Genomic DNA, 12163 nt, shown 5'->3' with positions numbered 1-12163 from the left:
CCCGGTCATTCGCGCGCCGGGTCAATCACATCCTCGACTTTGAAGAAACTTCCCAGGACTGGCCGGTCACCGCGCAGTTCCTTGGCGAACTGCAACCCATCCACATTGATGCGCATCTGCCGCTGGTACTCATCACCCTGCTGCATCCATGTGCGAGTCGTACCGTCAACGCCGTAGAAGTAACCGAACCCCTGGTCCTTGAAGAACTGGTACCGGTCCCCCGCGTAACGCTGGGTCCGGGCAATATCCGATCCAAAAGGATAGATGTAGTGCCCGGTTTTTCCCACGATCGGTTCCACTTCGGCTTTCCACAGTTTGGTGTCCCGCTTGAGCCGATCCATGCTGACCGTCCCAGTGGCAATGTGCCCCCACGAATGGGACGCGAAAACCCAACCGCTGTTCTTCATCGCTTCTGCGATCTCCGCAGCCTTCTTCTGGTCAGCTTCCAGAGTCTTGCTCTGGGGATACTGGCTGGCAGAGGTGCGGTAGCCGAATGCCCCGTTGTATCCGGTCATTGCGATCAGGCCGCGAGCGTCCCGATACGTGAAATCGGGATGTTCCGCTACGAAGTCATCGACCATCGTGGTCACGTCAAAAGCGCCAACCTGCGTTTTTCCCTCCGCATCGACGTATTCGTTGCGGACCTTGCCGTCCTTATCCAGCACCAGCTTGCTGGCGAAGCCATCACCTTCCATGTATTCGTAATAGCTCAGGTCATCGATGGACAGCACCACTGGCTTCTTGCCCTGGGGCAGCATGATATCCCGATACTCCATCTGCCCCTGGCCGTCGAGCGAGGCGAAATCTTCCGGGTTGACCAGGACATAATCACGCGCATACAGCTCGTCGAGGATGGCTGCAAATTCCTTCTGGGTCACCATGTAGTCGGCGTACCCCTGCGAACTGCTGCCTTCGTCAAAGGCCCTGCCGGGATCGACAATCAGCGAGTGGAAGAACAGGTGAGGTATGTTGTTCGGCTCTTCCCAAGCTGAAACCTGCCCTTTCTCTTCCTCTAGGCCGCTGGCCATCTGGTTCAGCTGTTCGGCGCTGTCTTTCTTGGCGAGTTTAATCGCCGCGTCATAGTCGTATCCGTCAGCTAGCCGGTTGATCTCGGCTCTCACGCCGTCCACTCGTTCTTCTTCCTGCTCAGCCTTTTCAACGGCAGCGGGATCCGGGGCCGGCGTTGGCGGCTCCTGTGAAGCACTGCACCCGGCAAGTCCCAGCGCCAACCCGAGCGAAATCACCAATCGTGGATTCTTCAATGGCTTCGACCTCCGTGACCTCCACCGTGCCCGCCAGGCCGGAAGAAAACGAGTTGTCATCTGGTTATTTCGACCCTACACAGGTAGCGCTGGAGGCAACACCCTTTCAGGATGAATTACCGAACTTGAGCGATGTCTAACATTCAGCTTTTAGGGAGCTCACATTTTGGAAGGAGTCCAATGATTTAGAATTGATTGGTTAGGCGTCCCAAAGATCAAGGAAGTACATGCAGCCCTCGCACCGCGCGAATAGTTTGTGGCTTCAGTCCCAGCAGTTCAAAAGCTCGGCAGCGTATCGGCTTCTGACCGCCCAGCCGTGGGCTGTGGCCTTCATCCGCGCAGAGTTCACCGCAGACCGTTCACGGATCGCATTGGAACTTTTCCATGCCTCCTTGGATTCCTTCCTGAAGCAAGCGCGCAAAAGCGATGACCAGATTCCCGCCTCGTATTCGGCCCAGGATTTCGCCGAAACATGGGTCAAACAGGGAATTCTGGCTCGTCCGCTGATTGATGGGCGCTTCGTGTATGAACCCAGTGCGCAGACCCTGCGCACCCTGCGCTACCTGGCGGATTTTTCCACCGACGATTCGCATTTGAACTCGTCTCGCCTGAACACGTTGCTTTCTTCCCTGGAATCGCTGGCCCACGAAACCGATCCGGATCCCGAAGCACGTATCCGTGCCCTCGAATCCCAGATCGCGCTGCGCCAAGCCCAAATCGACCAGCTGCGCAGCGGGGATGACCCGGCGGTGCTTTCTCGCACGACCGCCTTGTCGGCAACACGTTCCGTACTCGATCTGGCATCGAGTTTGCCAGCAGATTTCCGACGCATGCGCGACGGCGTCCAGGATATGCTCCATTCATTGCGTGAAGGCATTCTGGATGCCTCCACAGCCAAGGGCGTAGCTGTGGGCCAGGTTCTTGAAGCTGACCGTCAGTTGCGTTCCACTGCCGAAGGCGAAACCTTCAGCGGATTCACTGAATTCCTGAACTCCCCGGAAGCGCAGCAGCGTTTCCGCGCCGCATTGGCCGAAGTCCTGGACCGCGACTTCGTAGATGACCTGGAAACGCCCGAACGCCAGATCCTCACTAACCTGTTGCGTGAATTGCGCCGCCAGGCAGCTGAAGTCCATGCCTCCTATGGCAAGCTCTCTGAATCCCTGCACGCATTCGTGCAGTCCGAGGACTACAAGCAGGCCGAGCTATTGCGCCAAGCGGTCCGCGAAGCTGAACTAGCGATCAGCAAATCCACGAGCCTGAAACCCCGCAGCGGCTTGGCCCCGATGGAGCTCTTCGCTCCGCAGTTCGTCACCCTTTCCGGTCTTGGAATCTACGACCCATCCGAGCATGTGGCTCCGCCTCCGCTGGCTCAAGCGCCAGAATTCAGCGAAGCCGACATTGTGCGTAATCCCTCGACGCCCCAGGCGGACATGCCATTGCTGCGTGCATCGATCACCCGGCATCTGGGCCAGTCCAGTTCCGGCTCGATCCGGTTGGATGAAGTCTTCGAATCCTTGGATGCCGAGCAGCGGCACTTGAATTCCATTCGTGCCCTCGTGGAAATCGGGCGCACCAATGGCGAATCGCTGAACGAGAGCGATCTGCTCAGCATCCATTTCCAGCAACTCGATGGTTCGATGCGAACCGCAATCCTGCCCGCGTTAAGCTTTACGAAGGAGCCGCTATGACCAAGAGCGATTCATACGCCGCACCGATCACCGAACCCTTGTTCGAGGGCGATACCGGGAAGTTCCCGCTGCCGCTGCGCCAGCTGCTGGTCCGGTTGTTGCGCGGCCCGTACCTTGATGGGTCCATCGATGCCTCGGCTTGGCAGCTGCTGCTGGACCAGCAGCAGAGCATCAGCGATTACTTCTCCGAGATCTTCTTGGCACTGCAGCTGGACATGGACCGCAAGATCGCCATGCTTGCCCCCGTCCAGATTGAACAGGTCCACACCTCTCCTATCGCTCCGCGCCGTCCGCTGAAGCGTGATGAAACCCTGCTCGCCCTGCGGCTGCGGCTGTTGCTCGAACAGCATTCAGGCAGCGGCAGCGATGCCGTGATTTCGCGTGCGGGCATGCACGAGATCCTGGCCGAGCACCGCCAGACCTCAGACCGCGATGACAAGCGCTTTGCCGAATCCTGCGATGCTGCGGTCACCCGCCTGCAGGCTTTGCGCTTGCTCACCGGCACCGAGCTGGAGAACGAGTTCCGCATTTCCCCGGCCCTGGCGATGGCGCTGCCGATCACCAATATCCAGGACATACCACGCTACATCGCGGCAATCGACGCTAATGATCCAGCTTTCAGCCTGGGAGCCGAAGAAGCTGATGACCTCGCAGAGCAGACCCCCGAGTTGGTGCAGGAGTAACCGATGAGCATTGAAATGACTCTCCCGCTGGGCGGGGCACTCAACCCAGGCCAGCATCGTCTGAGCCGGGTACAAATAGTTAACTGGGGAACCTTCCACGGCTTGCATGATCTGGCCGTGGACCGCGCCGGCACCTTGGTCACCGGCCATCCGGGCGTGGGCAAATCCACCTTGTTCGATGCGATGGGCCACGTCTTCTTTGCAACGCCCCGCCTGAACGAATCGGCCAATGACGCGGCCACCCGCGAGGACCGCCGCACCACGTTCTCCTACATGCGCGGGCGCAAGTTCAAAACCAGCGCCGGCACTGTCTACCAGCGCCCCGGCGCGACGTGGAGCGCCATCGTGCTCAGCTACGACGATGGCATGGGCAACACCGTTACAGCCGGCGCGGTCTTCGATCTGCCCGATGCCGGCCTGGAAGGACAAGTCTCCAAGCACTATCTTTTGTGCGAAGGCAAGGTCAATATTGCGGAGCTGGAAAACCACGGCCCGCGCCGCTTTACCGTGTCCTCGCTATCCAAGGCCCTGGCACCGAGCGAGGCATTCGATACCCACAAGGCGTTCATTGAGCGATTGCGCCGCCGTTTAGGCGTCGAAAGCGATAAGGCCTTTGCCCTGTTGCGCACCTTGCAAAATGGCAAGGGCCTGGCCAAGGGCGTCAACCAGTTCTTCCGCCACGAAGTGCTGGAAGAACCAGCCACGTTGAAGGCCGCGTCCGCAGCAGTGGAAGACTTTGCCCATTTGCGTGGCATCTACCGCCAGCTGGATACCGCCCGCGCCCAGCGTGACGTGCTCGCGCAGGTGCCGGAGCAGGATCAGGCCTACCGTTCCTTGGCTGGACAGATCGCCACCGCCCGGCAATTGCTGGAAAGCGACGTGCACACCCTGGAAACCCAGGTCCGCCAGCTGGTGCTGCGCAATGACCTGAACTCCCACGAATCGGAGCTAGCCAAGCTCAAGACCGAAAAGGCCGAGCTGCGGCAGCGCAAGGAAAAGCTCGATGACCAGCTGGCGTCGCTGGAGGCTGCCCACGACTCTGCGGGCTCTGCTTCCCTGATGCTGCTGGAGCGCGAGGCCGATGTGGCTCGCAAGGCATTGAGCGAGAAGGAGAACATCATCCGGACCCTGCAGCAGCAGGCCTCGGATGCTGGCTTGGCCTTCGAATTCTCAGCCACCGGCCTGGATGAGCTGCGGGCCAACGCGGCACGTACCTTGCAGCAGCTCAGCTCGATTACGCATGATGCCCAGACCGTTGAGTACGAGGCCATGGCCACCTTGGTCAACCTGCGCAAGCGCGCAGAAACGTTGGCTGACCAGATCCGCTCCTACCAGCGCCGGGCCAGCAATATCGATGACCGTTCGATAGCCGCCCGCCGAGCCATCGCTTCGGCCTGCTCGCTCAAGGAAGAACAGCTTCCCTTCGCTGGCGAGCTCATGGATGTTTCGGCCGATGCCGGTACCTGGCGTTTGGCCGCTGAAAAGGCCTTGCACTCCTTGGCCCGCACGCTGCTGGTTCCCGGGGAGCTGCTCACCCAAGTCACCCACGCCATTGATCAACTCGACGGCTTGGGCCGCGTGCGGTGGAGCGACATTTCCCAGCCGCCGCGCACCGCTGAAGCCGGCCCGGCAGACCTGGTGGCCAAGCTGGACTTCGCGCCCGGCGAAGCCGGGGCCTGGCTGAAGGCGAAGATCACCGCCGACTACCCATTGGCCTGTGTTGAGAACGATGCAGCCATGCATGTGCACCCCAAGGCGATAACCCCGGCCGGCACCATCAAGTCAGGAACCGGAAGCTTCGAGCGCGATACCCGCACGTTGCCTGCTTCCGAGTATCTGCTGGGCTTCACCAACGAGTCGAAGATTGCCGAGTTGCAGTCCAAGGCGGCACGGTTGGATGAGAAAATCGTCCAGGCCCACCAGGCTGCCGATGAACGCAGTGCGGCGAAGAACAAGATCGTGGCCAAAACCCAGCTCTTGCAGGCCCTCATTGCCGATGAGCGGACTTTTGGCCAGTTCGACGCGTCCGAGGCACTGGAAGCGTTGCGCCGCAGCGAGCAGAAGCTCGGCGATGCCTTGGCATTGTCCGGGGATTCCTCCCGGGTTCGCCAGCAAATCGAAACGGCGAAGGCCGAGGCAGAAACCCTGGTCGGGGACCTCGCACTGGTTCGTTCACGCATTGCAGATCTTGGCTTGCAGGTGCAGCGTGCGCAGCAGATCCTGTCCACCAGCGATGACTTGGGGACCGGATGGGAGCAGAGCATCCCGTCCGCGCTGCGCCAGCATCAGCTGCTTGGCCCGGTTCTCCAGCAAGTGGTTGCAGGGAACTGCCCTGCCAGTGAACAAATCAGCGAAGCCTTTGCCGAGGTCAAGCTCCAGTTGGGCAGCCAGGTCAACTCCTTGCAGTCGCAGCGCCAGGAAATCGGTGGCGCGCTGAGCGAAACCTTCCGTCGTTTTGCCCGTGAATTCGGCACCTCGCACGCGCAAACCCATGGCACCACCGCTGAAGCAGCTGAGCACTACGCGCAGCTGCACGACCAGATCGTGGCCGACGGCCTGCCGCACCATGAGGCGCAGTTCCGCGAATACTTCGCGAACCGTTCCTATGAACGCTTCAGCGACCTCTTGCAGTTGCTGGATGAAGAGCGCCGGATGATCTCCGAACGCATCAAGCCGCTGAACCAGATTCTGGCAGAGGTGACTTTCGAGCATGGGTCGGTCCTTCGCCTGGAAGCAGTAAATGCGATTCCAGTTGAGGCCGGTACCTTCCGCAAGGACCTGAAGGACGCATTGCAGGAGGCTTACACCACCAAGGACGAATCCACCTTGGCCAGCTCCTACCAAGCGCTGGAGGCACTGGTTACCGCACTCAGCGACCCGGCGATGGCTTCATGGCGTTCGACCGTGCTCGATGTCCGCCAGCATGTGATGATCAGCTGCAATGAGCACAAGCCCAATGGGGAGATTGAGACCGGCTTGGAACCCGGGACGCTCTCCGGCGGCGAAGGCCAGCGCTTCACATCCTTCATCATGGGTGCTGCCCTGGCCTACCAGCTGGGCTTCGCTTCAGCCGGGTTCACTTCCTACGGCACGGTGATGATCGACGAGGCGTTCATTCAAGCCAACTCCGAATATGCAGCGGCAGGCATACGCGCGTTGCAGGAGTTCGGTTTCCATCTGGTGCTCGCGGCCCCCGAGGACAAGATCGATTTGAGCCGCCATCTGGGATCCATCACGGATATCATCAAGCACCCTGGCTCCAATATCTCAGGCTTCGTGACCACCGGCCGTTCCCCGGCCATGGCCACGACGATTACCCTGCGCAGCTGAACATCCAGAACAAGGCACGAGGTCCAGAATTCGCCATAGCGAGTTCTGGACCTCGTGCCTTGGTGCTTCGCCTCTAGACCATGCTGCGCTGCACGCGTTCAGGGATCATGACCACCCGCGGGGACAGCTCTTGGGGTGCGAAGCCTGGATCGATGCACTGCTTCCAATACCTGAGGTGCACCTTGTCGATTTCATGTGCAGAGTCCTGCACCGCGGCACCGCCCTCGCCTTGGATGCTGTACCAGTAGAGGTAGTCGACACCATCCAGGGTTTCGCTGAAGATCGTCTCCACGTACATCTTTTCGCCTTCCAGGGTTTCAAGCACCGCGGGCATATTGCTGTTCAGGAATTCCAGCCATTCATTAGCTAGCGCTGATTTGCCTAGCAGAACTCGGAATCGAGTGAGTTCAATTTTCATGTCTACAGCCTATGGGCTTGAGCCGCACCTGCGGAAAAGACAGTGGTCCTGAAAGCCTTGGCTTTCAGGACCACTGTCTTTGGCTGGCTACCGGCTATTCGACGGCCAATCCTTCAACCGGCGACAACTTTGCGGCGCGGCGGCCCGGAGTCACCGATGCCAAGAGCGCTGCCACGATGCTGATCAGCAGGACCAGTGCGAGCTGCCACCATGGGATCTCGTAGGTCATCGTTCCCATGGACGCGAGTGCCGAGCGGGCTCCAAGCAGGCCGTAGGCCACACCCAGCACCAAGCCGAGCAGGGCTGCGACGCCGCCAATCAGTACCGCTTCGGTCGCCAGCATGCCGCGCAGCTGCTTCTTCTTCAGGCCCAGGGCACGAAGCAGGGAATTCTCCCGGGTGCGTTCCAGGATCGAGAGGCTGAGCGTGTTGGCTACGCCGATCAGGGCGATCAGCACCGCCACTGCCAGCAACGCAGAGACAATCATCAGCAGCACGTCAATGATCTGGGAGAACATCGACTTCATCACCACACCGCCATTGATCATTGATGATTCAACGCCGGTGATGGCAGAAACCTTGGTGACCAGTTCGTTGACGCCCGCTGCATTGACGTCGGAATCCACCTTGATCAGGATCCCCGAGTACTGATTGGCTTCATCGATTTCCAGCTTGCTGAAAGTCTGCTCGGTGACGATATTTCCTGAGAGCATGGCCTCGGAATTCTTCACTGCCAGCGTTTGCCCGCCAACTTCCACCGTCGGGTTTTCGGGACTACCCAGCACATAGACGATTTCGCCATCTGCCGGCACGATATTCGGATCCAGTGCAACGTCAGCGAAGCTCGTGGGATCAACGGACATGACCTCGGCGTTGAACATTTCATCGGTTCCCATGTCCACATCCGCATATCCGGAGTTGAAGCTGGAGCTGGCGGTAATCCCGTCCACGCCATTGATTTGCTCAAGCATGCTCTTGGTCTCGGCGCCTGAAACTTGGCGGTCATAGAAGGAGACCATCATGTCGACCGGGAATTCTGCGGCCACAGCGTTGTTCAAGCTGGCCTTGGCGGTCTGGCCGCCGACCATGATCATGGACACCAAGGTCACCCCGATCAGCAGTGCCGTTGCCGTCGCGGTGGTTCGGCCCGGGTTGCGCACGGCGTTCAGGGCCGCGAGCTTTCCCGCCGTCGATTTGCCAGCCACGGCCTTGCCGATCCCGGAAACGCTGCTCGGCACGAACAGCGAAGCCAGCATCAGGATCCCCGGGAAGGAAACCAGGCCGCCCAGGAAGGCGACTACCAGATCCCCCTGGATCGCGCCGTAGGCCAGCAAGCTGGCGCCGGCCACCACGAACAGCGATCCGAAGATGATCCGGGCTTTGCCGGCACGGTTCTTCACGCTGGCAGCGTCGAAGGGGCGCAAGGCCGCCAGCGGTGCGAGTTTCATCGCCCGTCGAGCCGGCAGGCTCGCTGCGACCACAGTCATCAGCACGCCGACGAGAATTGGGATGGCCAATCCCTGCGGGGTCAGGGCCAACGCCGCATAGGACATCTCCGGCACCATCACGTGCAGCAGCTGGATCAGGCCCGCCATCAGTGCGACGGCGAGCAAGACACCGAGAATCGAGGCAAGAATGCCGATGAGCAGTGCTTCGATGAGCACCGAGCTACGAATCTGCTTGCGCTTGGCGCCCAGGATGCGCAGCAGTGCCAGTTCGCGGGTGCGCTGGGCAATGACTACGGCAAAGGTATTGACCACAACCAGCCCGGTGACCACCAGCGCAATCAGTGCGAAGACCAGCAGGATCACGCTGAGCTGGTCGGTGCCGCCGGTGAACTGGGCGACTTCGTTCAAGACCTTCTCATCGGCGGTCACCACCGCCATGTCAGCCATCTTCTTGCCGGCAAACAGCTTCTCCAGCTCTGCCTTCAATGACTCGTCGGAGCCGTCGCCATTGACCACGATTTCGGTGATCAGCGCTTGGCCGCCGGAAAAGTGCTGCCACGCTTTCTCGCTCATGCCGGCCAAGGCGTAGGCCGAGGTCCGAGGGTTGGTGGTCGAGCGCTGGATGCCCACGATGTTGTAGTTCGCCGGCGAAATCGCACCATTTTCCAGAGCCACGACGTCCCCGATGGACACGCCCATTTCCTCGGCGTGGGAAGCATCGATGATGATTTCGTTGGAACCTTGGGGCGCCCGGCCCTCAATCAATTCCATGCCGCCCAGCCCCTGGTCGGGATCTACTGGCTGTGCGGACACGCCGTAGCTGTTGTCCGCCGTGCGCAGCAGGCCATCGGCGTAGGCCAGGCCATAGGCGGTGGAAACTTCAGGCAGGTTCCGGACATCTGCGATGTCCTTGAGGCCCAGCTCGGTCAACTCCTCGGCGCCGGGAACCAGGTCCCAATCGGGGTAGGCCACCAGATCGGCGTTCTTGTAGGCGTCTCCGAGCGAATTCTTCAGTGTCGCCTGGGTGGATGAGTTCACCGAAAGCGTTGCGGCAAGAAAGGCGGTGCCGATGGCCACAGCCAGGATGACGGCGATATATCGCCGTGCATAGGTCTTGATATTCGAAAGTGCTACGTGCAGCATTGCTTACTCCGCCAAGGAGGCCAGGGCCTCGGTTACGGTAGCCACGGTTGGCTCCTGGATGGATCCGACAATCGTGCCGTCCTTCATCAGCAAGACATTGTCTGCATAGGACGCGGCCACAGGGTCGTGGGTGACCATGATGATGGTCTGGCCCATTTCACGGGTGGAAGTGCGCATCAAGGACAGCACTTCGGCGCCGGTACGCGAATCGAGGTTGCCGGTTGGCTCATCGCCGAAGACCACTTCCGGCCGGGTGAGCAGTGCTCGGGCTACCGCGACACGTTGCTGCTGGCCGCCGGAAAGTTCATGCGGCTTGTGGTTCAGGCGGTCGCCCAGGCCGAGCGCCTGGATGACGGTGTTGAACCAGTCGCGATCGTGCTTCTTGCCGGCCAGCGACAATGGCAGCAGGATGTTGTCCTTGGCGGTGATGGTTGGCACGAGGTTGAAAGACTGGAAGACAAAGCCGATCTGCTCGCGGCGCATCTCGGTCAGCTGGTCATCGCTCAGCTCCAGCAGGTTCTTGCCGCCGATGATGATTTCACCGGAGTCGGCGGTATCAAGTCCAGCCAGGCAGTGCATCAGCGTGGATTTTCCGGAGCCCGATGGGCCCATGATGGCGGTGAAGCGGGATCGTTCGAAGGAAACGTTTACGTCGCGAAGGGCCTCAACACGGGTGCTGTCATGCCCGTAGGTCTTGGTCAAGCCGCGGGCAGCGACCGCATCTTCGGTTTTTGGCAGAGTCTCAGAAGTCATATTAGAAATACTACAAAGCGCCTAGCCAAACCCGCATCCACCATCAGGACCTAGTTTCCCGGGGGTGCGTCATACCAAGGTATGAGCAAATTCGTGGACGCTCTGCCCCCGCAGGTTACCGATTAGCAGCCATGTTCGCGTTCGGTTTCCTGGTGCGATGCCGGCTCAATCTGGAAGGTCGAGTGCTCAACGCTCACGGTGAAATGATCTGCCACGCACTGCTGCAAATCCCGCAGCAGCCCACCGGCTACCCCAGCGGAGAACATCGAGTCCTCGACCACCACATGGGCGGTGAGCACCGGAAGGTTGGAGGCAATCTGGCTGGCGTGCAGATCGTGCACCGCGATCACCCCGGGCAATGCCTCCAAATGCGCTTTGACCCCGAGCAGATCCAGGCCCCTAGGCGTGGATTCGAGAAGGATGTGGGTGGTTTCCCCCAGCAATTTCATGGCCCGGGGAACGATCAGGGCGCTGATCACCAGGGCTGCCACGGAGTCGGCGCGCATCCATCCGGTGTAGGTGATAACCAGCGCGGCGATGATAACGGCAACCGAGCCCAACGCGTCGTTGACTACTTCCAGGAAAGCCGCACGCATATTCAGGTTGCTATTGCGTCCCGCGGAAATGATCCACATGGAGATGACGTTGCCCAATAGGCCGATGATGCCGAAGGCCAGCAGTCCCTCCGGTTGGACCTCTGCAGGGGTGAAGAGCCGCCGCACGGCGTCGATGGCCGCATAGATGCCCACAGCCAGCAGCAATGCCGATTGGAAGGTGGCGGAGAGGACTTCTGCGCGGCGGAATCCCCAGGTGCGCTTGGTCGTTGGCTTGCGCATGATCAGGTTGGCAGCGGTCAGAGCCAGCAATAGCCCCAGGGTATCGGTCAGCATATGCGCTGCGTCGACCAGCAAGGCCAGCGAGTTGGTGACGATAGCGCCAACAACCTCGGCGACGAGGATTGTAGCGGTGATGGCGAAGGCCCAGGCCAGGCGGGTTCGGTTTGCTCCGGAATGATCATGGGAGTGCCCGTGAGAGTGATCGTGTCCCAAGTTCAGCCTTTCTTCGGATCCATGCTGTGCGCTTCTTCCCAATGGTGATGGGATGCCTCTTGCGGCAGAAGCGCCGAGGCGGCAGCGGTCAATGCGTCAAGTGCTTCACCCTGGCCCAGCGAGTAGATGCTGGCCCGGCCCTGGCTTCGGACGTGCACCAGGCCGGTGTCCTTCAGGCAGGACAGATGCGCGCTGACCGTGCTTTGGGCAAGCCCCAAATGCTCGGTCAGTTCCCTGACCTTATGCTCCCCGGTGCGCAGATGGTCCAGGATCAGCAGCCGTGCCGGGTCAGCGAGCGCGTGGAAGAGCGCAGCGAACTGGAGCTTGCCGCTGCGGATTTCCGATGCATCGATATCTGACTCTATTATCGCCATATAACGATGATAGGTG

Annotated in this window: 9 protein-coding genes; 3 read left to right on the top strand and 6 right to left on the bottom strand. The window is 60.3% G+C overall.

The features are described 5' to 3' along the window. Positions 1-5: 5 nt before the first annotated feature. Positions 6-1244 (bottom strand): polysaccharide deacetylase family protein, encoded by a 1239-nt coding sequence (locus CQ012_RS06180; RefSeq protein ID WP_286134611.1) that lies wholly within the window; start codon positions 1242-1244, stop codon positions 6-8. Between the two features lie 245 nt (positions 1245-1489). Here CQ012_RS06180 and CQ012_RS06175 point away from each other — a divergent pair, with 245 nt between their 5' ends. From CQ012_RS06175 to CQ012_RS06165, 3 genes are read left to right on the top strand one after another with little or no spacing between them, the layout of a single operon-like run. Continuing rightward, the gene (locus tag CQ012_RS06175; RefSeq protein WP_105661626.1) at positions 1490-2950 is read left to right on the top strand and encodes a DUF3375 domain-containing protein; all 1461 of its coding nucleotides are present in this window, start codon (positions 1490-1492) and stop codon (positions 2948-2950) included. Further along, the gene (locus CQ012_RS06170) at positions 2947-3633 is read left to right on the top strand and encodes a DUF4194 domain-containing protein (protein WP_105661625.1); all 687 of its coding nucleotides are present in this window, start codon (positions 2947-2949) and stop codon (positions 3631-3633) included. Before CQ012_RS06175 ends, CQ012_RS06170 begins: the two co-directional genes overlap by 4 nt. Before the next feature lie 3 nt (positions 3634-3636). Continuing rightward, positions 3637-6963, top strand: coding sequence for an ATP-binding protein (locus CQ012_RS06165; protein ID WP_105661624.1), 3327 nt, complete (start codon positions 3637-3639; stop codon positions 6961-6963). A 73-nt stretch (positions 6964-7036) separates the two neighbouring features. Here the strand turns inward: CQ012_RS06165 and CQ012_RS06160 are convergent, their stop codons facing one another. The 5 genes from CQ012_RS06160 to CQ012_RS06140 all read right to left on the bottom strand — a co-directional run bounded on the left by CQ012_RS06160 (position 7037) and on the right by CQ012_RS06140 (position 12147). Beyond that, positions 7037-7381 carry a DUF6176 family protein gene (locus CQ012_RS06160; RefSeq protein WP_105661623.1) on the bottom strand — a complete coding sequence of 115 codons (345 nt, stop codon included), beginning with the start codon at positions 7379-7381 and terminating at the stop codon, positions 7037-7039. Positions 7382-7475: 94 nt separating this feature from the next. Further along, positions 7476-9971, bottom strand: a complete 2496-nt coding sequence (locus tag CQ012_RS06155) for an ABC transporter permease (protein WP_105661622.1) — start codon at positions 9969-9971, stop codon at positions 7476-7478. A 3-nt stretch (positions 9972-9974) separates the two neighbouring features. Then, positions 9975-10724: an ABC transporter ATP-binding protein gene (locus CQ012_RS06150; protein WP_105661621.1), complete on the bottom strand. Its 750-nt coding sequence runs from the start codon at positions 10722-10724 to the stop codon at positions 9975-9977. A gap of 122 nt (positions 10725-10846) precedes the next feature. Then, positions 10847-11773: a cation diffusion facilitator family transporter gene (locus CQ012_RS06145; RefSeq protein ID WP_105661620.1), complete on the bottom strand. Its 927-nt coding sequence runs from the start codon at positions 11771-11773 to the stop codon at positions 10847-10849. Between the two features lie 2 nt (positions 11774-11775). Beyond that, positions 11776-12147, bottom strand: coding sequence for an ArsR/SmtB family transcription factor (locus tag CQ012_RS06140; RefSeq protein WP_105657339.1), 372 nt, complete (start codon positions 12145-12147; stop codon positions 11776-11778). Positions 12148-12163: the final 16 nt, after the last annotated feature.

Origin of the sequence: Arthrobacter sp. MYb214 (assembly GCF_002979865.1) — a bacterium.
In the GTDB taxonomy this organism is placed as follows: Bacteria; Actinomycetota; Actinomycetes; order Actinomycetales; family Micrococcaceae; genus Glutamicibacter.
The sequence above is the reverse complement of the archived record's forward strand: the minus strand, read 5'-3'. Positions and strand labels throughout refer to the sequence as shown.

Bases quoted from the DNA above. Each gene is read 5' to 3' on its own strand.
- CQ012_RS06170 (WP_105661625.1), top strand. From the start codon at position 2,947: ATGACCAAGAGCGATTCATACGCCGCACCGATCACCGAACCCTTGTTC.
- CQ012_RS06140 (WP_105657339.1), bottom strand. From the start codon at position 12,147: ATGGCGATAATAGAGTCAGATATCGATGCATCGGAAATCCGCAGCGGC.
- CQ012_RS06160 (WP_105661623.1), bottom strand. From the start codon at position 7,381: ATGAAAATTGAACTCACTCGATTCCGAGTTCTGCTAGGCAAATCAGCG.
- CQ012_RS06175 (WP_105661626.1), top strand. From the start codon at position 1,490: ATGCAGCCCTCGCACCGCGCGAATAGTTTGTGGCTTCAGTCCCAGCAG.
- CQ012_RS06165 (WP_105661624.1), top strand. From the start codon at position 3,637: ATGAGCATTGAAATGACTCTCCCGCTGGGCGGGGCACTCAACCCAGGC.
- CQ012_RS06155 (WP_105661622.1), bottom strand. From the start codon at position 9,971: ATGCTGCACGTAGCACTTTCGAATATCAAGACCTATGCACGGCGATAT.
- CQ012_RS06150 (WP_105661621.1), bottom strand. From the start codon at position 10,724: ATGACTTCTGAGACTCTGCCAAAAACCGAAGATGCGGTCGCTGCCCGC.